Consider the following 22,301-nt stretch of genomic DNA (forward strand, 5'->3'; position numbering starts at 1 on the left):
ATCCCACGACTGAGCTGACCTGGTCGGACGCACCGCCGGTCGCGCAGTCACGATACGTCCGGTGAAGTGACCACTGGCCCGCCGAAGCCGGGTGCTATGGCAAGTGCTATGGCCGTGGCGGACGTTTGTTATCGGTCCTCGACACAAAGAAGACCCGGCCGTAGCCGGGTCCATCCGAGGTGCCGCCACCATCACTCACAGTGACGATGTGGCCTTCCGCCGGGTCCCGCGGGAGCGTCGCGAGGGGCGCTCCCCGGTCCCCGGAGGGCTCAGTCGATGCCCCTCTTGCGCAGCAGGTCCTCGATGTCGCTGAAGTCAGAGAGGTCGTCGCCCCCGGACTTCTTCGGCGCCTTGGCGCCGACCTGGCCTGCGGGTGCCGCGGCGGGCCCGGCGGCCTTCGCGCCGCCCGCGCCCTTCGCGCTGCCCTCGCCCTTGGCGGCCCCGCGCGGGGAGGTGCCCGCGCCCCGCGCGCGCATGAACCCCGAGACGACGTAGAGGACCACCGAGACGCCCACCATGACCACACCCGCCCAGACGAGCGGGTTGAACGCCAGCCCGGCCACGATGCCCACGAGGCTGAGCACGAACTGCCAGATGGCGTTCATCAGGCCGAGCAGACCCGCGGCCAGCGGCAGCAGGGACCACGCCACACCGCGCAGTCCCGAGGCGACGCCCTTGCGACGCCACACGAAGAAGGTGATGAGCAGCCCCACGATGGTGAGGGCGGCTCCCAGGGAAAGGCCGGCGGTTGCTGTGAGGTCGTCAGGCATGGCACCAGTCTCCCATCCGGCGCCGCTCCGCACATCGGGACGATCCCTTAGGGCGAGCCCCTGGTCCGGCGCCTCGGCCTCAGGAGCCCTCGCCCGGTATCCCCCTCGTCCCCACGCTACCCGCGTCCCACGTGCCCGCACGGGGCACGGCCGGGCGGCTGTGAGGTACCGGACATGGACCGCGACGCGCGGCCCCGCAGCCGGGCTCAGGGACCCCGCGGTCCTAGTGTGATCGACAGGGTCCCCCTACAGCCACTCAGGAGTCACGCACATGAGCACGCAAGCGCAGATCGGTGTCACCGGACTCGCGGTCATGGGCCGCAACCTCGCCCGCAACCTGGCCCGGAACGGCTTCACCGTCGCGGTCCACAACCGCACCGCCGCCCGCACCGACGCCCTGGTCGCGGAGTTCGGCGAGGAGGGCGACTTCGTCGCGACCCGCACCGCCAAGGAGTTCGTCGCCGCGCTGGAGCGCCCGCGCCGCCTCGTGGTCATGGTCAAGGCCGGAGAGCCCACCGACGCGGTCATCGACGAGTTCGCGCCCCTGCTGGAGCCCGGCGACATGATCATCGACGGCGGCAACGCGCACTTCGCCGACACCCGCCGCCGTGAGCGCCTCCTGCGCGAGCGGGACCTGCACTTCGTCGGCACCGGCATCTCCGGCGGCGAGGAGGGCGCCCTGCACGGGCCCAGCATCATGCCGGGCGGCTCGGCGGAGTCCTACGCCGTGCTCGGCCCCATCCTGGAGCGGATCGCCGCCAAGGCCGAGGACGGCACGCCGTGCGTGTCCCACGTGGGCCCCGACGGCGCGGGCCACTTCGTGAAGATGGTGCACAACGGCATCGAGTACGCCGACATGCAGCTGATCGGCGAGGCCTACCAGCTGCTCCGCGACGTGGCGGGCTACACCCCGGGCCGGATCTCCGACATCTTCCGCACCTGGAACACCGGCCGGCTGGACTCGTACCTGATCGAGATCACCGCCGAGGTGCTCGCGCACGTGGACGAGTACACCGGGAAGCCGTTCGTGGACGTGGTCGCCGACGCAGCCGAGCAGAAGGGGACCGGCCGCTGGACCGTGCAGACCGCGCTCGACCTGGGGGTGCCGGTCTCCGGCATCGCCGAGGCGGTCTTCGCGCGCTCGCTGTCGGGCCACGTGCCGCTGCGCGAGGCGTCGCGGTCCCTGGAGGGGCCCACGCCCCGGGCCCTGTCGGAGGAGGAGGCCGCCGCCTTCGCCGACCGCGTCGAGCAGGCGCTCTACGCCTCGAAGATCATGTCCTACACCCAGGGCTTCCACGAGATCACCGCGGGCGCCGAGGAGTACGGCTGGGGCATCGACCCGGGCGCGGTCGCCGCCCTGTGGCGCGGCGGGTGCATCATCCGGGCCGCGTTCCTGGACCGCATCCGCGCCGCCTACGACACCCGCCCCGACCTGCCGAGTCTGCTGTCGGACGCCACGTTCGCCCGTGAGGTCGCCGACGCCCAGGACGACTGGCGCGAGGTCATGGTGGCGGCCACCCGCCAGGGCGTGCCCGCGCCGGGCTTCGCCGCCGCGCTGGCCTACTACGACGCGCTGCGCGCCGAGCGTCTGCCCGCCGCGCTCGTCCAGGGCCAGCGGGACTTCTTCGGCGCCCACACCTACCGGCGCACGGACCGGGAGGGCTCCTTCCACACCCTCTGGGGCGGCGACCGCTCCGAGGTCGAGGCCTAGACACGCGTCGGGGGCGGGTCCGCGTGCGCGGCCCCGCCCCCGGTGTCACTCCCGCGCGGGGGCTCAATCCCCGCGCCCGGTGCTCAGCGGTCGGCGACCAGGGACTCCAGCCACTCCATGTCCACGCCCACCAGGCTGTCGCGGAAGACCACGCCCTCGCGCGCGGGGATCACCACGTGGTCGGGCACGGCGACGGTCACGCACCCGGCGTCGGCCGCGGCGGTCACGCCGACCAGGGAGTCCTCGAAGGCCACGCAGCGGCGGGCGTCGACGCCCAGGCGGCGGGCGGCCCGCAGGTAGGGGTCGGGGTCGGGCTTGTTGGCGGCGACCTCGTCACCGGCCACGGAGTCGTCGAAGCTCTCCAGGCCGATCCCTCCGATGGCGGCCTCGATCAGCTCGCGCTCGGTGGAGGTCACCAGGGCGACCGGGACGCCCGCCTCGGAGATCGTCCGGACCAGCTCCTTGGCGCCCGGACGCAGCCGGGCACCGCCCTCCAGCTTGCTCCGGAACTTCGCGTACAGCTTGCGCGCGACCTGGCGCGGGCTGAGGTCGGCACCGGTCAGGTCGATGATGTACCGGGCCACGGGGTCGGCCGCGTTGCCGACGTTGCGCGCGTGGTCCTCCTCGGTCCACACCCCGCCCAGCTCGGAGACCAGTTCCGACTCGGACTCGCCCCACAGGTGCTCGCTCTCGATGAGCGTGCCGTCCATGTCCAGCAGGACCGCCTGGAGCCGCCTCCCGGTCTCGGCCGCGGACGTGTCTCGGTTCAGCGTGATCGGTTCGCTCATGCGCACGGCGGTGCTCGCGGGCCGGACGGCCACGGGTGGCACCACGCACTCCCCTCCAGTGTCGGGACTCCCCCGGTCGCCCACGAGGCGCTCAGGCATTCCTGTGTTGCTGTGTTCCTATCGTCCGGGACCGGTGGCGCACGGCCCGTGAAGCGCGACCGTCGGTGCGGCGACCGGCCGGCGAATTCTCCCCTGGAGCGCTTCCGCGCGTGTCCGCCGGCTCCGCACCCCATCGTGCGGTGCGAAACCGGTCACGTCGACCCCCGCCCGCCAAGAGGGAGGGGAATCACACACCGGTCGGATCAGTGCATGCCCGCCGCGTCGAGCAGGGTGGCTGCCGTAGGCGCGATGAGTCCGGTCAGCTTGTCGGCTCCGATCCCCGCACGCGCGCTGGCGCCGTCGAAGACCAGGCTGAGCTGCCGGGCCAGGAGGTCGGGATCGCTCGCCCCACCCTGTTCGGCCTCGGACCGGAAGAACGCTGTCAGATTCGCCTTGATCCGGTGGGCCACCCGGCTCGCGGGGTGGCTCTGGTCCTTGAGCTCGACCTGGACGGCGAGGTACCGACACCCCCGATACTCCGGCGCGCCGGCCTGTGACTCCACCTGCTCGAAGACGTGCAGGATCCGCTCACGGGGGGAGCGGCCATCGTCCGCGGCGGGCAGGAGGGTCACCACGAAGGCGGTGGCGCGCTCCTCCAGGCTCGCTGCGAGCAGTTCGTCCTTGCTGTCGAACAACGTGTACAAGGAGCGCTTGGACACCCCCGCCGCCTTGCACAGTGCCTCGACGCCGATGCCGACACCGTCCCGGTAGGTGAGCGTGGCCGCCGCCTCCAGCAGCCGCTCTCTGGTACTCGGCCTTACTTCGGTGGTCATAACGCGAGGGTAGCTCGATGCGGACACGGGCGCCGGTGCTCCCCTGCTGCCCGGACCGGGAAGCCGAATCCGCTCACCACCGCCGACTGCGCAGGCGCCGGAAGCAGGCCGGCCTGGCGGGTACAAGCGATGAAGTCCACCGATCCGCCACAGTTCACCCGCTCACAACCGACCCGTTCTGAGATCCGCGCTGCTCTTGAGGATCGCGGAGTCGCCGCTCCAGTTCTCCGGTTGAACCCTCTCCCACAGACTTCCCTTGCCGAGTTCCCTGCCCACCCGGTCCTCTCGACGGAACCACTGCTCAGCACTTCTGATCCTGTCGGGGTGAATTTCGTCGAGCAGAGCGTAGTCCCTGGTAATGATTCCGTGCTTCCACATATTCCAGAAACCCGTAAAATTATCACGGAAGGTCATGGTGCTCTTGTCGTTGGGGTCGGCATTGTATCCGGCAGGGTGATCAGCAAGACCCTTCAGGGCCGAGCTGTTCCAATAGGTGTCCGGATCCGTGTCGATGTACTGCGCCGGGTGCCCGGTGACCTTCTCGAATGCCGCGGCCATATCGGCATAGGCCATGTGTTCGATGGCGACTTCGAGGTCCATGCCGTTGGCCCGCTCCGGGTGGTCGAAGAGCCAGCGAACGTAGAAGCCGCAGTCCTCGAGCGCCACGTGGGGAACGGCTCCCCCGCCGAGGGGGACCCGCCACGTGACCACTCCGTCCTCGATGGTGGGCGTCATGGGCGTGAGCGGTGAGATCGTCATCTCGATGTAGGGACCCGAGGTGAAGACCGCTGCCCCCATCCTGTCCCTGTTCTCTTCGTTCTGAAACAGTACCCATTCGGCCATACGGCCTTTTCCGTCGTAGTGGCCGGTGCGGAACCTGGAGTCGTAGCCTGACTTCTTGAGGACGTAGTCGAGGTTTCCATAGACGAAGAAATTGATTCCTTCCTCGATCGCTATCTCGTAACTGCGGATGGCCCAGTAGGTTTCGGTCTTCTCACCGGTGTTGAACCCGTCGATGTTGAGGAACACCCCGTCACAGCCGCGAAACCCCTCCCGCAGCACGTCCTCGTCGGCGAAGGACCCTTCGAGAGCGGAGACGTTGCCGAGCGCGAGGAGGGCCTGAGCCCGGGGGGAGGCGGAATCGCGGGTGAGGAATCGGACAGAGTACTTCTTATCGGCGACGAGGGAGCGGACGATGGGCATCCCTTGAGCCCCTGTGCCGCCGATGACGAAGATGGTGGAGGTGGCGTGAGAGGACATGGCTTTTGACTCCAACCTGAGTACGCACGCGCTCAGCACACGAAGGGCCCGGCGTGTTCGAGACCGATCTGGGGCCGACTACCGGGCACCCCTGGGGAAACCGGTCGGTTTCAAGAGAATACACCGATCGGTTTCCCACTGGCAAGGACCTGCGCGGGACACCCGAGGGGCGCGGTCCGCGGGGCGGTCGGGGCAGACGGAGACGTCCCCCCCGCTCGAACACGCCCGGGCTCCCGATGAGAGTCCTACGCCTTTCCCCTCACCTCGCCCGTCACCGCCGTGACGCCGGACGCACAGAGACGACGGGGGGCGGCCATGGAAGCCGCCCCCCGACAGGTTCAGTGACCTGATGACTCAGACGTTGAAGTACGTCGCCTCCGGGTGGTGGATGACGATCGCGTCGGTGGCCTGCTCCGGGACCAGCTGGAACTCCTCCGACAGCGTCACCCCGACGCGCTCGGGCTCCAGCAGCCGCATGATCTTGGCCCGGTCCTCCAGGTTGGGGCACGCCCCGTAGCCCAGGGAGAAGCGGGCGCCCCGGTAGCCGAGCTTGAAGAACGCGTCGAGCTCGGCCGGGTCCTCCCCGGCGAAGCCCAGCTCGGCCCGCACCCGCGTGTGCCAGTACTCGGCCAGGGCCTCGGTCAGCTGCACCGACAGACCGTGCAGCTCCAGGTAGTCCCGGTAGGCGTTCTTCTCGAACAGCTCCGCGGTGGCGCGGCTGATCGCCGCCCCCACGGTCACCACCTGGAAGGACACCACGTCCAGCTCACCGGACTCCTTGGGCCGGAAGAAGTCGGCCAGGCACAGGTGGCGGTCGCGGCGCTGGCGCGGGAACGTGAAGCGCGTGCGCTCGTTGGTACCGTCCTCGTCCAGCACGACCAGGTCGTCGCCCTCGCTGTAGCAGGGGTAGTGCCCGTGGACGACGGCGGCCTCCAGCAGGCCGTCGGTCTGGATGCGGTCGAGCCACATCCGCATGCGGGGCCGGCCCTCGGTCGCCACGAGCTCCTCGTAGGAGGGCCCGTTGCCGCCGCGGGAGGCCTTGAGCCCCCACTGGCCCATGAACGTGGCGCGCTCGTCGAGGAAGGCCGCGTAGTCGGCCAGCGGGATGCCCTTGCTGATGCGGTCGCCGAAGAACGGCGGGACGGGCACCCGGTTGTCGGTGGCCACGTCGCTGCGGGCGGGCATGTCCTCGGGCTCGGTCACCTTCAGGGTGGCGCCCTTGCGCACCCGGCGCTGGCGCAGCGCGGGCAGCTCGGCGCCCTCCTCGCCGCGCTTGACGGCCATGAAGGTGTCCATCAGGCGCAGGCCCTCGAAGGCGTCCTTGGCGTAGCGGACATGCCCCTGGAACATCTCGGCCAGGTCCTGCTCCACGTAGGAGCGGGTCAGGGCGGCGCCGCCCAGCAGCACGGGGAAGCGCTCGGACAGGCCCCGGGAGTTCATCTCCTCCAGGTTCTCCCGCATGATCACCGTGGACTTGACCAGCAGGCCGGACATGCCGATGACGTCGGCGCGCTCGGCCTCGGCCGCCTCCAGGATCGCCGAGACCGGCTGCTTGATGCCGATGTTGACGACGTCGTAGCCGTTGTTCGACAGGATGATGTCGACGAGGTTCTTGCCGATGTCGTGGACGTCGCCCTTGACGGTCGCCAGGACGATCCGGCCCTTGCCGTCGTCGTCGGTCTTCTCCATGTGCGGTTCGAGGTAGGCGACCGCGCCCTTCATGACCTCGGCGGACTTGAGGACGAACGGCAGCTGCATCTGGCCGGAGCCGAACAGCTCGCCGACGGTCTTCATGCCCGCGAGCAGGGTCTCGTTGACGATGGCCAGGGCGGGCTTCTGCGCCAGCGCCTCGTCGAGGTCGACCTCCATGCCGGCCATCTCGCCGTCGATGATCCGGCGCTCCAGGCGCTCCCAGAGCGGCAGCGCGGCCAGCTCCTCGGCGCGCGAGGCACGCATGGCCTTGGCGTCCACGCCCGTGAACATGTCGATGAACCGCGACAGGGGGTCGTAGTCGTCCGTGCGCCGGTCGTAGACCAGGTCCAGGGCGACCTGGCGCTGCTCCTCGGGGATCTGGTTGATCGGCACGATCTTGGAGGCGTGCACGATCGCCGAGTCCAGGCCCGCCTCGACCGCCTCGTGCAGGAACACCGAGTTCAGCACGATGCGGGCGGCCGGGTTGACGCCGAAGGACAGGTTGGACAGGCCCAGGGTGGTCTGCACGTCCGGGTAGCGGCGCTTGAGCTCGCGGATGGCCTCCAGCGTCTCGATGCCGTCGCGCCGCGTCTCCTCCTGCCCCGTGGTGATGGGGAAGGTGAGGCAGTCGATGATGATGTCGCTGGTGCGCAGGCCCCACTCGCCGGTGATCTCGTCAATGAGGCGGGTGGCCACCCGCACCTTCCACTCGGCGTCGCGGGCCTGGCCCTCCTCGTCGATGCACAGGCCGACCACGGCGGCGCCGTGCTCCTTGACCAGGCGCATGATGCGCTGGAAGCGGGAGTCGGGGCCGTCGCCGTCCTCGTAGTTGACGGAGTTGATGACCGCGCGCCCGCCCAGCGACTCCAGGCCGGCCTCCAGCACGGCGGGCTCGGTGGAGTCGAGCATGACCGGCAGGGTGGAGGAGGTGGCGAAGCGGAAGGCGAGTTCGCGCATGTCGCGCACGCCGTCGCGGCCCACGTAGTCGATGTTGAGGTCGAGCAGGTGGGCGCCGTCGCGGATCTGGTCGCGGGCGATCTCCACGCAGGCGTCCCAGTCCTCGGCGAGCATCGCGTTGCGGAACTTCTTGGAGCCGTTGGCGTTGGTGCGCTCGCCGACCGCGAGGTAGCTGGAGTCCTGGCGGAAGGGCACGCTCTGGTAGAGCGAGGACGCCGACGCCTCGACCAGGGGCTTGCGCTGCTTGATGCCGCGGCCCTGGACGCGCTCGACCACCTGGCGCAGGTGCTCGGGGGTGGTGCCGCAGCAGCCGCCGGCCATGCTGAGGCCGAACTCGGTGGTGAAGGTGTCGTGGGCGTCGGCCAGCTCGGCGGGGGTGAGCGGGTAGACGGCGCCGTTGGCGCCCAGCTGCGGCAGGCCGGCGTTGGGCATGCAGGAGATGGGCACGGTCGCGTGGTGCGAGAGGTAGCGCAGGTGCTCGCTCATCTCGGTGGGACCGGTGGCGCAGTTGAGGCCGATGACGTCGATGCCGAGCGGTTCCAGGGAGGTCAGCGCGGCGCCGATCTCCGAACCCATCAGCATGGTGCCGGTGGTCTCGATGGTGACCTGGGCGATGATCGGGACGTCCCTGCCCAGGGCGCGGCGGGCGCGGTCGGCGCCGACGACGGCGGCCTTGACCTGGAGCAGGTCCTGGCAGGTCTCGATGAGGATGGAGTCGGCGCCGCCGTCGATGAGGCCGCGGGCGCACTGCTCGTAGTAGTCGCGCAGGTGGGCGTAGGGGGCGTGCCCCAGGGTCGGCAGCTTGGTGCCGGGACCCATCGAGCCCAGGACGTAGCGCGGCTGGTCCTTGGTGGAGTACGCGTCGGCGGCCTCACGGGCCACTCGGGCTCCGGCCTCGGCGATCTCGTAGGTGCGGTCCTCGATGCCGTACTCGGACAGGCCGCCGAAGTTCGCGGAGAAGGTGTTGGTCTCGACGCAGTCCGAGCCCACGGCCAGGAAGGCGGCGTGGGTGTCGTGCACGATGTCGGGCCGCGTGATGTTGAGGATGTCGTTGCAGCCCTCGTGCCCCTGGAACTGGTCGAGGTCGAGGTCGTGTGCCTGGAGCATGGTGCCCATGGCGCCGTCCGCGACGATGACACGCTGGGACAGTGCTTCACGGAAGTTCAGGCGAGCGCTCATAGTGCACAACTCTAGTCTCGGGGCACCGCGGGGACCCAGTCCGTCCCCGGCGGTCGCGGCACTGGATCGACCCCCGGTGCGGGCGGGTCGGGACGCTTCGGGACGGCTGTGTCCTGGGCGTTCACTGTTGGCGAGGCTACCCCATGGCCAGTATCGCCAGGTGAGACAACCGTCCCAAAATTTGTCAGGTTCCGGGTCCGGCGGGTCGCCGGGTCCCGCGGTTTCCCGGGTGGCGCGCCACCCCATAGGGTGGAGGGCGTCCGCGGCAGGAAGGGGCCACCGATGATCAAGCTCGCACGCGAGCTCGTCGAGCCTGTCATGGTGGCGGCGTTCGAGGGCTGGAACGACGCGGGTGAGGCGGCCAGTCTGGCCATCGAGCACCTGGCGGAGCAGTGGGACACCTACGACCTGTGCGAGCTGACTCCGGACGACTACTACGACTTCCAGGTGACCCGGCCGAGGCTGACGGTCGTGGAGGGCCTGGCGTCCGCGGTCGAGTGGCCGACCACGACAGTGAGAGTCGCCACTCCCCCGGGTGCCGAACGCGACGTCGTCCTGGTCACCGGCCCCGAGCCGAACATGCGCTGGCGGTCCTACACGGCCGACCTTCTGGCGATCGCCCGCGAACTGGGCGTGCGGCGGGTGCTCATGCTGGGCTCGCTGCTGGCCGACGCGCCGCACACCCGGCCGATCCCGATCACCGGGATGGCCTCGCCCGTGGAGCTCGGCGAGCGCTACGGCCTGGAGGCGACCACGTACTCCGGCCCGACCGGGATCGTGGGCGTGGCGCACGAGACCTTCGCGTCGGTGGACGTGGAGACGGTCTCCCTGTGGGCGGCCATCCCGCACTACGTCGCGCAGCCGCCGTGCCCGAAGGCGACCCTGGCGCTGCTGGCGTGGGTCGAGGACTACCTGGGCGTGCGCGTGCCGCTGGGTGAGCTGCCCGAGGACGCCGTGACCTGGGAGACCAACGTCAACGAGCTCACGGCGGAGGACGAGGACATCGCCGCCTACGTGCGCGGCCTGGAGGAGGCCAAGGACACGGCCGAACTCCCCGAGGCCTCCGGCGACGCGATCGCGCGGGACTTCGAGCGGTACCTGCGCCGCCGCGACGAGAGCTGACGCGCACCGGAACCACCGGGCCCCGGAGACTGAACTGCTCCCTGGACGTTGGACTGGAAATCCAGTTCCATCGACCAGGGAGCAGTCCCATGAGGGCGAACAGCTCGCTCACCCCTTCCCAGCGCGAGAGGGCGATAGCGTGGTTCGAGCAGGGCATGGCCGATCAATCGGTGGCGACCTCGCTCGGGGTCTCGCGCTGGGCGGTCCGGAGCCTGTACCGACGGTGGCGGATCCATGGGCCGGGAGCGCTGGTGGCCAAACAGGCGAAATAGTCCTACTCCTTCGAGTTCAAGGTCGAGGCGGTGCGCCGCCTCTTGGCGGGTGAACCCAAGACCGAGCTGGCCAAGGAACTGGAGCTGTCCTCACCCAAGCTGCTGGAAACGTGGGTGCGTACCTACCGCGACCAGGGCGAGGACGGGCTGCGCCCCAAGCAGCGGGGACGCCCGCGCAAGAGCGCGGTACCGGCTGAGGAGACCGAGCTGGAGCGGCTGCGCCGTGAGAACGAGTTCCTGCGCGCCCAGAACGCCTACCTGGGAAAAGTACGGGCCTTGAGGGAGAACCGACCAGAGTGAGAGTCCTGGCTGTGGTCGCCCTCAAGGCCGAACACCGCCTGGAGGTGCTGCTCAAGGTCTCCGGTCTGGCCCGCTCCACGTTCTTCTACCACCAGGCCCGGCTCGAGCGCCCTGACCCCCAGGCGGCGCTCAAGGCCGACATCACGCGGCTCTTCGAGCACAACAAGGGCCGCTACGGGCACCGCCGTATCCACGGCCGGCTCCTGGCCCAAGGGTGGAAGGTCGCGAAGAAGACCGTGTTGAAGCTGATGGGCCGGCTCGGCCTGGCCTGCCGGGTGCGCTGCAGGCGCTCCTACAGCTCCTACCGGGGGCAGGCGGGCGAGGTCGCCCCGAACCTGCTGGAGCGTGACTTCACAGCCCTGGGGCCGAACCGGAAGTGGGTGACCGACGTGAGTGAATTCCGAGTGGGCGAGCGCAAGGTCTACCTGTCACCGGTCATGGACCTGTTCGATCGGCAGGTCATCGCCTATGCGGCGGGGCTGTCGCCGAACCTGGAGCTGACCAATGCCTCCCTGCGGGCGGCGTTGGAGACCCTGCCCGCCGGTCAGGCGCCGTTGGTCCATTCCGACCAGGGGTTTCAGTATCAGCACGTGTCCTGGCGGCGCTTGCTGGCGGGGGCCGGGTGTGCTCAGTCGATGTCGCGCAAGGGCAACTGCCTGGACAACGCGGTGATCGAGAGCTTCTTCGGCCATCTGAAGGAGGAGTTCTTCACTCACGCCGAGTTCGACAGTGTCGAGGAGTTCACCGCGGGGCTGGAGGAGTACATCGCGTGGTTCAACAACGAACGGGTGCATACCTACCTTGAGGGCCTGAGCCCGGTGCAGTACCGGGCTCAGGCCCTGGCGGCCTAACCTTCAGTTAGCCGGTCCAACTATCGGGGACCAGTTCAACGTGCGGGGCCTTCTGCGTTACTGCTCCACATCGAGCCCGGCCGGTACGTCGCCCACGACCAGGTCGGGGCGCGGCCTGACGTATTTCACGACGTGCCGCCTCCGCCGATGTGTGACCGCCGTGTCCGGCTGGACTTCAACACAGCGGTCAGGCCCTTCCGTGACGTGCCGGGCCTGAGGTTGGTGTGCCCTCGGGCGCGGTCGTCAGTACAGATCGACTCCGCCCGTCAGCTTCACGATCCCTTGGGGGGCTGGCGCATGTACTTCGTGGGCGGAATCTTCTCTCCTCGGAGGAACGCGCCGAGGCATCGCTGGGCCTCGGCTGTCGTGACGAGCATAAGCACTTTGGCCTGGGGTTCCACTATGAATTTTGAGAACCACGCTTCGTTCCCGAACGCTGAGTAGCGGACCGCGTCAAGCTCATTGCGAAGCGTCTCGTCGGACATCCGCAGCAACGCCAGGCCGATCTTGCTCAGGTGTCCACTGAGTTCTTCATCCCATGCTCGAACGTCGGGGGACCATGTAGCGATGGCTTCGGGAGTTCCACGGTCGTGTTCGGGGCGCAGTGGGCGAGGTGGCGGTCGCGGATCTCCAGCTCTTGTTCGTCATCGATCTCGCCAATCATGTCCCGGTCGGCTGCGGACCCGGATGACCCATTCGTCCACTAAGGTTCTCCTCTTATTTTGTTTCTTGTGCCAAGCAGTCCATCTTCCGCTTTTCAGAAATGGCCAGGGACTCTAGAGGGCGAGATCATTAGTGTGATGTACATCACAAAGTGAAGTTCGTTGAAACAGTTACCGCCCGACGTCGCCCCATCATTGCAGGCCGCGGACGGTTCACTCCGACCAACAGCGCACAAAACGAACTGGTTTACATTGTGACCACATCCGGCCCCGACCTGGACACGGTGCGCACCGCCAGGAAAAATATGGCATGAAATATAAATCTATAACAAAAAAATCGAAGAGACCCCCATGAAAATGTCCTTCGCTCGCCCAGCAGCACGAACCCTCGCAGTTGCTTCTATTTTTGTTTTTACGTGGGGCACAATGAGCGGAACGGCAGCAGCCGAACAGGTCGAAATCGACCCTGAAACTCCTGTCTCCTCGACGCGAGAAATGTTGCCTCCACCGAGTCAGCGATCAACTCCAGCAACTTTGAGCGACGGGATACTGGAGGGGTCACCCAGCACCGGAGAACCAGCGGAACTCAACGGCAATGAACTCGGACCTTTCCCAAGCCCTGATGGCGTCGCACCCACTGACGAGTACTCTCCACTCTCGCCCGTCGGCGATGACGATCGTCGAAGAGTCGAAGAGTCGAAGATCCTACACTCTACCCATCATCCGCTATCGTTCTGATTCAGTTCACTGAACCAAACGGAGATAGGGGTAGATGCACCGGATTTCTATATGACAACGCAACCGTTGCCACTGCCGGGCACTGTGTTCACACAGACCATCCTGACCCGGATCTGGACGGGTGGAATACGAATTACACCATCACCCCACCATTCATGAACTCGGCTTACGGTACACCCCAAATGCGAGAGGGGTGCGGCGTCACTGCCCAATGGTCAGTAAACGGCTGGGCAGAAGACGGAAACAGCGACTTTGACTACGCCGCACTCCAACTGAACTGCCGACTCAGCGTGGGATATTTCGGCATGATCACACAACCCGGATCATATGATGGTCGATGGTTTTCCATTTACGGGTACCCAACTATCAAGCGACCCCTGTACAGCATGTGGTGGCACCACGAAAGGGTCAGTGACACGAAGCCGCATACCGTGGAGTATGCAATCGACACCAGTCCCGGGCAGAGCGGCGCCCCAGTTTTCCAACCACTCGGGCATGCTTACTCTGCCATTGCGATTCACACGACTGGGTCAGCCCGTGTCGGGGGTCATAATAGTGGCGCCAAGATCACTCCTCCCAGGCTCGAAAACTTCGCGAGCTGGCGCACTCCAACTCCCTAGTAGAACCTTGGTCGGTCATGAAACCCCGGTCGCTGATCAAAGTAATCGTGGCTGGTGCCCTGATTGGTGTGTCACTAGGTTGTAGCAACCAACCACCAGAGGAACCGGTCCAACACGACCCGGCGACTCATGATCCCAGCCCAACCCACAGATTGGGGCCAGGAACAGGGATCTCCGGCCGTGTCACCGTCAACGGCAGCACACCAACAGCCCCTTGCAGTTTGTCAGTGGAAGGGACCTCGCCCTGGGCCCCAGCTCTCCAGGAGTATGGAGTCACCACGGACGATGAGGGCTACTTTTCGTGGACTCTTCCCGAAGCGACATACACAGTGACTGCCGTCTGTGAAGAGGGAAGCGCGGAATTAACTGATGTAGTGGTCACTGAGGGAACTGTCATCACGACTGACCTCTCCGTCAACTAGTATGCGCCAATAACAGTGGCGGCAGCGACGGCATGAGAGAAAAGCAAGTCCCCGCGCTCATGCCGTCGCTGCGAGCGGCGTGTACCGCAGGATCAGCCGGGACTCCTCCCCCATCCCGAGCGCCGTCACATCCACCCTGTTCTCCCCCGGCGGAGCGGCCACAGCGTGGACCCCGGATGGGCGAGGTGCTGGTACGCGCGCACCCCGTTCAACCGGACCGACTTACGGCACGGCCGGGTGTCAATGAGCAGCTCATCCCCCAACTCCAGCCCGGTGGCGCCCTCCATCCACCGGCCCGTCGTTGTGTTCTCCAACCGGGCTCCCGGAGCGATCGGACCCCGCAGGGTCCACACCGGCCACGTTTGCACCGACCCGGCGACACGGATCCCCATGCCGGGGCCGATCGCCGCGGACCCCGGGGCTGGCCGGGTTCGCCCCTGGCACCCTCACCTGAACGTCCGCGGCCGCGCAGACGCGGGGATGGTCCGAGGACCCCGAGTGCCGTGCAGAAGGCGGCGTCGTGAGCCCCGCGGACGCGGGGATGGATCGACCACGTCCGGCGGGTCACTGAGTACCACGCTGTGAGCCCTGCGGACGTCGGGATGGACCGCGGGGGATCTCCGAGTCGAGCACGTCGTATCCGTGAGCCCCGCAGGCGCGGGGACGGGCCGGCGCCATCAAGGAGCAGACCCCGACCGTGCTCATGGCCAAGCGCCACGTGGCCCGGCGCCTCAGCATCACCGGAAAAGTCGTCGTGAACAAGGCACACGCCGTCTACCCCCAAATGCGGTGAACCTGATCTCTACCGAGAGATGCCCGAACTCCCTCCTCTTGCCCCACCTGCACAGGCTGCGCAGCGGAATGTGGAAAAACTACCGCGAAGGTCGTTTTCAGATGGTTCGATATCGGGGTACGCGGTTCCGGTCCGAAGTGGTGAAGGGAGACCGTGGCCACCGTGAGGGAACAGTGCCCAGAGCCCGATCCGGTCACCCGTCCATGGGCGAAACATACGAAAAACGGCGAACACGCCCTGGTCTGCCACGCAATCGACACCATGGAGGTCGCCTACCTGCTCTACCCGATCATCCTCGGCCCTCGGATCCGCCGAGAGCTCGACCGCGCCTTCGAACCACTGCAAGCACAAGCCCAAGACTGGGTAGCCCTCTTCTGCGGCCTGCATGACCTCGGGAAATTCACCCCCGCCTTCCAAGCTCTAGTGATCGACGTCGCCAAGAAAAGGTTCACCGAAGAAGACCACGAGATTCTGGACCGCAACGCGCCCACCAAGGCGAGGCGCAGGTGGGACACCAAGCACGGACTCGGCACGGCCGCGCACATGGAAGACATGCTCAAGGCGGCGGGAGCCTCACACGACACCGCCCAGCTGATCGGGCATGTGCTCGGCGGACACCACGGGTGGTTCCCCGGCCCAGGAGTTATTCGGGGTATTAAGAAGAAAGACGACCTCGGGAACCAAAGCTGGGCTCGGAGGCGGTCAGACCTGGTCAGGGCGGTCGCCGCATTGCGCGGGCTCGACTTTGAGACACCCAACTGGAGCCGGGTGGAGATGCCCTCTCTCGCACTGCTGGGTCTGGCCGGGCTGACCACCATCTCGGACTGGGTCGCCTCCGACTCCTCGAGGTTCGACTACGAACCCTGGCCGACAGATCTGCTCACCTACCGCGACCACGCGCGGAAGCAGGCCGAGCAAGCACTGGAGAGGACCTGGTGGACGGCGTGGCAGCTGCCCACGTGTACCGGCTACCGGGATCTGTTCCGCAAGAGTCCGCCGCGGCCCCTCCAGCAGGCTGTGGAAAAGGTACTGAATCAGTGCGCAGAACCAGGCGTCCTGGTGGTCGAGGCACCCACCGGAGAGGGCAAGACCCGGGCCGGACTCCAGGCCGCCGCCGACCTATCGCGCCGGCTCGGACTGGGCGGACTCTACCTAGCGACGCCTACCAAAGCCCTGAGCAAGCAGGCAGCGGACGACGTCCGCGAACTCATGCGCGCGACGAACTCACCCCTGGACGTCAACCTGGTCTACTCCGGCGCAGCTGCTGAACTGCGTGCCGGACGGCAAGAGGACCAGATCCGCCCCACTGCGGTGGGCGAGCACGAGCACTCCGGGGATGAGGACGGACAGGACTCACTGGAGTGGTTCACACGCAAGCGCGGACTCGCCTTCCCGGTCGGAGTGGGCACCATCGATCAGCTGGTCAAGTCGGTCATCCGCAGCGGCCACAACTACCTCGGCATGACCAGCGTCAGCAACAAGGTCGTGATCGTGGACGAAGCCCACGCCTACGACTTGTACACAGGTCTACTGGTGGACCAGTTCCTGTGGTTCTGCGGCTGGGTGGGCGTACCGGTAGTGCTGATGTCAGCCACGTTGCCGGCGAACCGGCGGGAAGAACTGCTCGAGTACTGGCACGCGGGTGCTGAAGGCAGGGCGCCCGATCCGGAGCGGACCCGCGTGGTCGAACCGGGATCGTGGCAGGTCACGTGGTCTGGTGCTCAGCGCAGCGCGCAGTCGTTTGATCTCTCCGACGAGACGCGAGGCCGAGGACCCGTTCGGGTCGAGCACGTGAGTGACTCCCCCGCCGCCATCGCCGCGCGTGTGGTCGAGCGAGTGGGTGCCGTAGGAACGGCGATCGTCGTGCTCAACACCCGGGTTCGGGCCCAGGACGTGCACGACCGGATCGCGGACCTCCTGGAGAGCGCGACACGCCGTCCGGAGCTGGTCCTGTTCACCGGAGAATCCCAGGGAGTTGCACGCACAGAGGTCGAGGCCAGGGTGCGAATGCTACTGGGCAAGGGCTCCCCGGAAGACCGGCACGCCATTGTCGTGGGAACACAGGTGTTGGAACACGGTTTGGACATCGATGCGGACCTCATGGTGTCCGACTTGTGCCCTGTCGACCTGCTGTTCCAGCGTGCGGGGCGCCTGCACCGACACGCCAGGCACAACCGTCCGCCGGGAGTGAAGACTCCCCTGTTGCTGATCGCCGACACCGACCCGGCCGAGCGCGAAGCCCGACGGCCAAGCGCTCGAACCTCCCTGGGGTTCTCCACGGGGACATCGAGTATCTACCTGCCGTGGATACTCGGCCGCACCCGTGCGGTGCTCACAGACGTCCTGTCCCGGGGCACCTGGGATCCCCTCGACGAGATCGGCAAACAGGTGCACCGGGTCTACGTGGAAGACGACCCCCTCATAGAGCCGGGGTGGGAACGGGCCTGGGAAGCCGCCGAACTCGGTTATGAGCGCAGGCGGCAATGGCTACGGTTCCAGGCGTCGGCGGTGATGGCCTCACTGGTCACAACTCCGCGGAGCCTGCTCAGGTTGACCCGGCATTCGGGACCCGGGGGACAGACACGTCCTCGCGACGGCCGAGAGCGGGACGCGAAGTGACCGACAACCGGTGGCAGGCCGACGAGCACGAACACCAGGAGACATGGTTCGTCGTCTTGCACAGCCAAGGGTCAGTTCCACCCCGCACCCGGAGCGGGACACCCGTAGACCTTGATACCGAAGAGCTCCCTGACGATATCGTCGCCCAGCTCATCGACGAGGACGTCATCGTGCTCTCCGCACCAGTGGACCTGCCATCCGACGCCCTGGGCGTGATCAGGTCCCACACGCCTATTCCACCCGCGTTCCAACGCTCCGGCTGGCTGCGCGACCACCACGTTCTGATCCTCGCTGACGGTCATTGGGAGCACGCAGGGGTGCGGGTGGCTACCCGGCCCGACCGCAGTCTGCGCATCACCGCGCAGGACGTTGACTGACGGACCTTGGTCCCTGCCCGCCTGTCTTCCACGCACGCTACGTTGGCCCCCTCACTACCCCCCGGAGCTCAGGTGCCCTCCTTCAACCTGCTGCGCGAACCGTGGCTTCCCGTGATCACCCTGCGGGGCGAACCGGAACTGCTGAGTCTTCACGATCTCCTCGCCCGAGCCCACGAACTGCGCTGTCTGCGGGCTGAAGCGCCCGTGGTCACGGCCGCCCTCTACCGCCTGCTCCTGGCTTTCCTGCACCGCGCCCACGCGAGTTCGAGCTCGGCCTCGGACGACGAGTGGACCACGCTGTGGCACCAGGACAGGTTCGACCCCCACCTACTCGCCCAGTACGGCCAGGAGCACGCCGGCGCCTTCGAGCTACTGGGTGGCGAACGGCCGTTCATGCAGTGCCCACAGCTGTCGGTGGTGGAACCGAAACCCGCAACCCATCTGCTGCTGTACCGCGCCAAGGGCAACAACACCACCCTCTTCGACCACACCACCGAGGAAGAGCGTCCAGAGCTACCCGCCGATGTGGCGGCGCGGTGGCTGGTGACGCTGCACGCCTTCGACACCGGCGGTACCAAAACTCCCTACTCCACCAAGAAGAGCTCCAAGTCCGGACTGGGCAACCACTTCGCGACCGTGCTCCTCGAAGGAGAGAACCTCAGGGAGACTCTGCTGCTCAACATGGTCGCGTACGCGCCCGGCCGGGGCCTGCCCATGTCCACCACCACGCACGACGACCGGCCGGTGTGGGAACTCGAGCACCCCCCAGGTCCCGAACCGGAGGAGGGCGTGGTTCCCCGGGGATGGACTGACCTGCTCACCTGGCCCTCCCGCCGCATCCTTTTGCACGGAAGGCAGACCGCGGAGGGAACCGTCGTGGACGGTGTCGTGGTCGCCCCCGGGTCGCAACTCAAGCCTGCACTTCAGGAAGTCGAGGCCATGGCGGCCTTCCGGAAGCTGGACAAGAAACAGCCCACGTATCTGCCTGTGCGGTTGGAGCTGTTGCGCGGAGTGTGGCGGCACGCCCGTGAACTCCTGTTGCCGTCGCAGGGCGAGGACCTCCGACGGCGGCCGCTGACCGTGGAACACGTCGCCGAACAGGTCGACGCAGAGCACCTCGACGAGAACCACATCATCACGCTACGGGTGTTCGGCCAGAAGCTGACGTCCAACCCCGGCGCGGTTGAGTTCTGGTCCGAGGAGGCGCTGCCGGTCAAGCTCTCCCTGCTGCGCGCCCGCAATCTCGACTGGCCACTGGAGCACCTGTTCGGTTATGCCGTAGGGCTGGCCGACGACGTCGGCACCGCCCTCCAGCGCCTCACCGAAAACTACAGCAAGGATCTACGAGCGACCTTCGACCCGCGCAAACACGACGGCTACCTCGCCGAACGCTACTGGCCTCGGCTGGACGCCCCCTTCGCCCACCTACTTCATGAGCTGGGCAACCTGCTCCAAACACACCGGGCGGACGACCCAGAGGGCCGAGCCAAACTCGCCCGGCATTTCGAGGAATGGCGGGCGCACGTGGACACCACAGCCAAGGAGGCGGCCCGTACATGGGTGGACGAGTTCCCGCGCACGGCACCGCGCCAGCTCCTCGCGGTGGCCCGCGCCGAGACGATCTTCCTCGGCGCCCTGCGGGACTGCAAAGAGAAGTACCAGCACGACGTCGGCCAATACACCAGGTGAGGAAACGTGTTCGCTGAAGACGACGAAGCACCGAACACCTCGTTCGAGCGACGGCGGCGGTTCGTGGAGGAGCTCTACTCACTGGGCCGAGCCCTGGACTCACCGAACCGGTATGTGGTCGCCCAAGCACGCAAACGGCTCGCGCGACTACGGCGCAGCCTGACCGACGACAGGTACGCCATCCACGGCTATGAGCTACTGCTTCCCTTCGACCTGCCTGAGCAGCAGGAGGAGCATGCCCTGTTGGTGGCCGGGGTCTTCGCGCTGAACCCGCACACAGTGAGCGACCCGAAGGCGCGGCGAACGCTGTGCTCCGCGCTGGCGGACAGCGGTTCACGGGACGCGGCAGAAGCCAGGGTGCGCCAGCTGATCGCTGCCACCCAAGGGGACGGGCTCGGCTATCGGCTCCGCCAGGCCGTCCAGCTCATCGGCAGCACGCGCCCCCGGATACCCCTGGACTACCACGCGCTCTTGAACGATCTCGTCTCACTGAACGGGGACGAGAGCAGGGCCCGGAAAGTGCGGATCCGCTGGTCTCGCGACTTCCAGCACCGAGTACACACCCGTTAGACCACCGGCAAGGAACCGAAGGCAACCTCATGATCATCGAACTGCACCTGCTCCAGTCGTTTCCCACCAGCAACCTCAATCGCGACGACCTCGGGCAGCCCAAGTCAGTCACCTTCGGAGGCGTCCTCCGCAGCCGAATCTCCAGCCAGTGCCTTAAGCGGTCGGCACGAGACCTCTTCCCCGACGTCGGCCTCACCAAGGGCGACACCGCAGTGCGCACCAAACGACTGCTGCAAAAGACCGCTGCGGAAATCGCCGAGAACAGCGAGAAGGTGAGCGAGCAGGACCAGGACGTGGTCCGCGAGGCCCTACAGCAGATGGGCTTCGGCCTGGACACCAACGACCTCACCCAGTACCTCCTGTTCGTCAGCAGCTCAGCCGTAGACAAGCTGGCGGCCTACTGCTCCAGGAACCGAGAGCGTCTTCTGAAGGACTCGGAGAAGCGTCGCATAGAGCAGGAGAAGGAGAAGGAGAAGAGCCAGGGCAAGGAGAAAGCCAGCAACAAAAAGAAGCCGACCGGCGAGACCCTGACGATGGCCAGAGAGATCCTGGACGCTCGCAAGTCGGTGGACATTGCCCTCTTCGGGCGCATGATCGCCGACAACAAGGACTTCAACGTCGATGCCGCCTCGCAGGTCGCGCACGCGATCTCCACGCACGCTGTGGGCGTGGAGTACGACTTCTTCACCGCGGTCGACGACCTCAAGCCCGATGCCGAAGCCGGCGCGGACATGATCGGCACAGTCGACTTCAACGCCGCCTGCTACTACCGCTACGCCAATCTCAATCTGGACCAGCTGCGCCTGAACCTCTTCGGCAAGGAGCCGGCCACCGACTTCGTCGACGAGGACCTCATGGAGCGGGCTGTCAGCGCCTGGCTCCATGCCTTCGTTCGCGCCGTCCCCAGCGGCAAGCAGAACTCCATGGCCGCGTTGACGCTTCCGGACACGCTCATGGTGGTGGTGCGCGACAGCGGCACATGGAACCTCGCCAACTCCTTCCTTTCGCCCGTGGCGGGTACGACGGTGATGCAGGACTCCACCGCGAGGATGTGGCAGCACTTCACCCGGCTCCGCGAGTTCTACGTGCAGGATGAGATCCGCGCGGTAGCGCTGTCTTCCGTCTCGGGCAGTCTCGACGGGCTGGACGTGCCCGAGGGCGAGCAAGCGGATTCCCTAGCCGAACTGACCGACACGGTAACGGGTGCCGTCCGTGGATAGTGCCGTACTCGCCCTGCGTATCGACGCTCCCCTGCAGTCGTGGGGGGTGCGGTCGCGGTTCACCTACCGCGACACCTCCTCAGAGCCGACCAAATCCGGGGTAGTCGGCCTGCTCGGCTCGGCCCGGGGTGTGGAACGCACGGACACCGCGCGCATCGGCGAATTGGCCCGGCTGCGGATGGCCGTGCGAGTCGAGCGTGAGGGGATCCTGGAACGCGACTACCAGGTCACCGGCAACGTGCCTACGACCAAGGGAACCGGGCACCGCAACGTGGTCAGCCACCGCTTCTACCTGGCAGACGCGCTGTTCCTCGTTCTCCTGGAAGGCGACAGGACACTCATCGAAGAGCTCAGAGAGGACGTGCTCCACCCCAGATGGCCATTGTTCTTCGGCCGTAAGGCCCACGTCCCCTCTAGCCCACTGATCATGCCCGAAGAGCTGGGCTGGGGCACAGGGGTATTCCATGGCCAGTCGATAGAAGAGGTCCTCAGCCAGCACCCCTGGCAGGAGGACCGCCAAGAGCTGAGAGCCAGCGCCGAGGAAAATACCCGGCTACGGACGGTGATTGAGGTGCCTGCCGGAGAAGACGGGGCCGAAGCCCGCTACGACGTTCCGGTGACCTTTGAAACAGGTCATCGGGAGTTCCGACAGCGGTACGTGCGTGTGGACCACCTCAGGATTCCCTGGGAGAGGGAGAAGAAGGTGGAAAGCTGACGTGCACCGGAGTAACCCCCGCCGCGCACAGCATCGCGGACCTTCCGACACGACAGGCGTACCGGGGCCGCATCGACTGAGGGAGACCAAGGTAGGCCGGTC

General features: G+C 66.9%; 18 protein-coding genes and 1 pseudogene. 12 read left to right on the forward strand and 7 right to left on the reverse strand.

Going from position 1 to position 22,301, the window contains the following annotated elements:
* Positions 1–269 precede the first annotated feature (269 nt).
* Entirely contained in the window at positions 270–770 is a 501-nt protein-coding gene (locus tag HNR10_RS03300; RefSeq protein ID WP_179820740.1) for a cellulose synthase, read from the reverse strand.
* Positions 771–1,041: 271 nt separating this feature from the next.
* Between HNR10_RS03300 and gndA the strand changes: the two genes are divergently transcribed.
* On the forward strand, positions 1,042–2,481 hold the full coding sequence (gene gndA, locus HNR10_RS03305) for an NADP-dependent phosphogluconate dehydrogenase (protein ID WP_179820742.1): 1,440 nt from the start codon (positions 1,042–1,044) through the stop codon (positions 2,479–2,481).
* Between the two features lie 83 nt (positions 2,482–2,564).
* Here the strand turns inward: gndA and HNR10_RS03310 are convergent, their stop codons facing one another.
* The 4 genes from HNR10_RS03310 to metH form a co-directional block, all read right to left on the reverse strand.
* Positions 2,565–3,269 (reverse strand): HAD family hydrolase, encoded by a 705-nt coding sequence (locus HNR10_RS03310; RefSeq protein ID WP_179820743.1) that lies wholly within the window; start codon positions 3,267–3,269, stop codon positions 2,565–2,567.
* 302 nt (positions 3,270–3,571) lie between these two features.
* Positions 3,572–4,141 (reverse strand): TetR/AcrR family transcriptional regulator, encoded by a 570-nt coding sequence (locus tag HNR10_RS03315; RefSeq protein WP_179820745.1) that lies wholly within the window; start codon positions 4,139–4,141, stop codon positions 3,572–3,574.
* 162 nt (positions 4,142–4,303) lie between these two features.
* Positions 4,304–5,401: an NmrA family NAD(P)-binding protein gene (locus HNR10_RS03320; RefSeq protein WP_179820747.1), complete on the reverse strand. Its 1,098-nt coding sequence runs from the start codon at positions 5,399–5,401 to the stop codon at positions 4,304–4,306.
* 354 nt (positions 5,402–5,755) lie between these two features.
* Positions 5,756–9,229 carry a methionine synthase gene (gene metH, locus HNR10_RS03325; protein ID WP_179820748.1) on the reverse strand — a complete coding sequence of 1,158 codons (3,474 nt, stop codon included), beginning with the start codon at positions 9,227–9,229 and terminating at the stop codon, positions 5,756–5,758.
* A 282-nt stretch (positions 9,230–9,511) separates the two neighbouring features.
* Between metH and HNR10_RS03330 the strand changes: the two genes are divergently transcribed.
* From HNR10_RS03330 to HNR10_RS03340, 4 genes and pseudogenes are all read left to right on the forward strand, one after another.
* On the forward strand, positions 9,512–10,351 hold the full coding sequence (locus HNR10_RS03330) for a PAC2 family protein (protein WP_179820750.1): 840 nt from the start codon (positions 9,512–9,514) through the stop codon (positions 10,349–10,351).
* Between the two features lie 89 nt (positions 10,352–10,440).
* Positions 10,441–10,623 carry a hypothetical protein gene (locus tag HNR10_RS03335; protein WP_179819765.1) on the forward strand — a complete coding sequence of 61 codons (183 nt, stop codon included), beginning with the start codon at positions 10,441–10,443 and terminating at the stop codon, positions 10,621–10,623.
* A 15-nt stretch (positions 10,624–10,638) separates the two neighbouring features.
* Positions 10,639–10,923 (forward strand): annotated as a pseudogene (locus tag HNR10_RS30705) (transposase); the annotation flags it as partial.
* Positions 10,920–11,774: an IS3 family transposase gene (locus tag HNR10_RS03340; protein ID WP_218897600.1), complete on the forward strand. Its 855-nt coding sequence runs from the start codon at positions 10,920–10,922 to the stop codon at positions 11,772–11,774. The pseudogene HNR10_RS30705 and the gene HNR10_RS03340, both read left to right, overlap by 4 nt.
* A gap of 272 nt (positions 11,775–12,046) precedes the next feature.
* Here HNR10_RS03340 and HNR10_RS30710 read toward each other — a convergent pair whose 3' ends face one another.
* Complete coding sequence (locus HNR10_RS30710; protein ID WP_218897601.1) at positions 12,047–12,259, reverse strand: hypothetical protein; 213 nt, start codon at positions 12,257–12,259, stop codon at positions 12,047–12,049.
* Between the two features lie 914 nt (positions 12,260–13,173).
* On the opposite strand from HNR10_RS30710, the gene HNR10_RS32125 reads away from it, so the two are divergent.
* Complete coding sequence (locus HNR10_RS32125) at positions 13,174–13,794, forward strand: trypsin-like serine peptidase (protein WP_376769787.1); 621 nt, start codon at positions 13,174–13,176, stop codon at positions 13,792–13,794.
* A 547-nt stretch (positions 13,795–14,341) separates the two neighbouring features.
* On the opposite strand, the gene HNR10_RS32130 is transcribed toward HNR10_RS32125, so the two are convergent.
* Complete coding sequence (locus HNR10_RS32130) at positions 14,342–14,608, reverse strand: phage distal tail protein (RefSeq protein WP_376769724.1); 267 nt, start codon at positions 14,606–14,608, stop codon at positions 14,342–14,344.
* A 554-nt stretch (positions 14,609–15,162) separates the two neighbouring features.
* On the opposite strand from HNR10_RS32130, the gene cas3 reads away from it, so the two are divergent.
* The 6 genes from cas3 to cas5e all read left to right on the forward strand — a co-directional run bounded on the left by cas3 (position 15,163) and on the right by cas5e (position 22,199).
* Positions 15,163–17,628: a CRISPR-associated helicase Cas3' gene (gene cas3 / locus HNR10_RS03355; protein WP_179820753.1), complete on the forward strand. Its 2,466-nt coding sequence runs from the start codon at positions 15,163–15,165 to the stop codon at positions 17,626–17,628.
* Positions 17,625–18,005, forward strand: coding sequence for a hypothetical protein (locus tag HNR10_RS03360; protein WP_179820755.1), 381 nt, complete (start codon positions 17,625–17,627; stop codon positions 18,003–18,005). The genes cas3 and HNR10_RS03360 overlap by 4 nt, the downstream gene beginning before the upstream one ends.
* Before the next feature lie 72 nt (positions 18,006–18,077).
* Positions 18,078–19,694 (forward strand): type I-E CRISPR-associated protein Cse1/CasA, encoded by a 1,617-nt coding sequence (gene casA / locus HNR10_RS03365; protein ID WP_179820757.1) that lies wholly within the window; start codon positions 18,078–18,080, stop codon positions 19,692–19,694.
* 6 nt (positions 19,695–19,700) lie between these two features.
* On the forward strand, positions 19,701–20,264 hold the full coding sequence (gene casB / locus HNR10_RS03370; protein WP_179820758.1) for a type I-E CRISPR-associated protein Cse2/CasB: 564 nt from the start codon (positions 19,701–19,703) through the stop codon (positions 20,262–20,264).
* Between the two features lie 29 nt (positions 20,265–20,293).
* Positions 20,294–21,484 carry a type I-E CRISPR-associated protein Cas7/Cse4/CasC gene (gene cas7e, locus HNR10_RS03375; RefSeq protein WP_179820760.1) on the forward strand — a complete coding sequence of 397 codons (1,191 nt, stop codon included), beginning with the start codon at positions 20,294–20,296 and terminating at the stop codon, positions 21,482–21,484.
* Positions 21,477–22,199, forward strand: coding sequence for a type I-E CRISPR-associated protein Cas5/CasD (gene cas5e, locus HNR10_RS03380; protein WP_179820762.1), 723 nt, complete (start codon positions 21,477–21,479; stop codon positions 22,197–22,199). The genes cas7e and cas5e overlap by 8 nt, the downstream gene beginning before the upstream one ends.
* Positions 22,200–22,301 lie beyond the last annotated feature (102 nt).

Source organism: Nocardiopsis aegyptia (genome assembly GCF_013410755.1).
GTDB classification, from domain to species: Bacteria; Actinomycetota; Actinomycetes; order Streptosporangiales; family Streptosporangiaceae; genus Nocardiopsis; species Nocardiopsis aegyptia.

Coding starts and splice junctions, on each gene's coding strand:
- HNR10_RS32130 (WP_376769724.1), bottom strand. CDS start 14,608: ATGGGGATCCGTGTCGCCGGGTCGGTGCAAACGTGGCCGGTGTGGACC.
- HNR10_RS30710 (WP_218897601.1), bottom strand. CDS start 12,259: ATGTCCGACGAGACGCTTCGCAATGAGCTTGACGCGGTCCGCTACTCA.
- HNR10_RS03300 (WP_179820740.1), bottom strand. CDS start 770: ATGCCTGACGACCTCACAGCAACCGCCGGCCTTTCCCTGGGAGCCGCC.
- HNR10_RS03330 (WP_179820750.1), top strand. CDS start 9,512: ATGATCAAGCTCGCACGCGAGCTCGTCGAGCCTGTCATGGTGGCGGCG.
- HNR10_RS03335 (WP_179819765.1), top strand. CDS start 10,441: ATGAGGGCGAACAGCTCGCTCACCCCTTCCCAGCGCGAGAGGGCGATA.
- HNR10_RS03315 (WP_179820745.1), bottom strand. CDS start 4,141: ATGACCACCGAAGTAAGGCCGAGTACCAGAGAGCGGCTGCTGGAGGCG.
- gndA (WP_179820742.1), top strand. CDS start 1,042: ATGAGCACGCAAGCGCAGATCGGTGTCACCGGACTCGCGGTCATGGGC.
- cas7e (WP_179820760.1), top strand. CDS start 20,294: ATGATCATCGAACTGCACCTGCTCCAGTCGTTTCCCACCAGCAACCTC.
- HNR10_RS03320 (WP_179820747.1), bottom strand. CDS start 5,401: ATGTCCTCTCACGCCACCTCCACCATCTTCGTCATCGGCGGCACAGGG.
- HNR10_RS03310 (WP_179820743.1), bottom strand. CDS start 3,269: ATGAGCGAACCGATCACGCTGAACCGAGACACGTCCGCGGCCGAGACC.
- metH (WP_179820748.1), bottom strand. CDS start 9,229: ATGAGCGCTCGCCTGAACTTCCGTGAAGCACTGTCCCAGCGTGTCATC.